Source organism: Marinomonas epiphytica (genome assembly GCF_054780655.1).
The window spans coordinates 1-593 of the sequence record NZ_BAAGVX010000024.1 but is presented as its reverse complement, the minus strand read 5'-3'; the positions used below and the strand labels follow the sequence as shown (position 1 = coordinate 593).

Genomic DNA, 593 nt, shown 5'->3' with positions numbered 1-593 from the left:
CGGCCTATATTAATACCTTCGGTCGCCAGAGTGTCTTTGATTCCACGGCTTCCCAGTCCGCTTCTCGTTGCCTTGAATACGCGATTCACATGAGCCTTTAAATTCAGCCGATGCGTATTAATAGATCGCTTCTGCTGGCGATAGTCGTAATAAGTTGAGCGTTTAACTCCGAATGCCTGACAGACCAACCTGACCGAATAACACTCTCTTAAACGGTCTATCAGCGCATATTTTTGAATTCGTCTGACATTAAGAGAGCAGTAGCCTTTTTTAATATTCGTTTTTCATCTTCCAGCCGTTTAACTTGTTTTTCCAGCTCTTGAATCCGTTTTTGCTCTGGCGTCATAGCCTTAGATTTTGGAGTATCACCATAACGTTCCTGTTCTAGTTGATTAACCCACCGCCTCAATGCCGTTTCACTGACATCAAGAGAATGACTGGCTTCAGGAACGGAATACCCCTGATCCAGAACTAAGCTTGCAGCTTCAAGTTTGAATTCTGGAGTGAATGATCGACGTTTCTTTTTCATTGGACACCTCTGTTGTGGCAAGCTTACCATTTATTTGGGTGTCCGGGATTATTGAACCACTACA

General features: G+C 43.7%; 1 protein-coding gene. It reads right to left on the bottom strand.

Features of this window, described 5'->3' with window-relative positions; genetic code table 11:
* Positions 1–220: 220 nt before the first annotated feature.
* Positions 221–529 (bottom strand): transposase, encoded by a 309-nt coding sequence (locus tag ACYVGZ_RS05120; RefSeq protein ID WP_460752131.1) that lies wholly within the window; start codon positions 527–529, stop codon positions 221–223.
* Between the last annotated feature and the right edge of the window lie 64 nt (positions 530–593).

Coding starts and splice junctions, on each gene's coding strand:
- ACYVGZ_RS05120 (WP_460752131.1), bottom strand. CDS start 529: ATGAAAAAGAAACGTCGATCATTCACTCCAGAATTCAAACTTGAAGCT.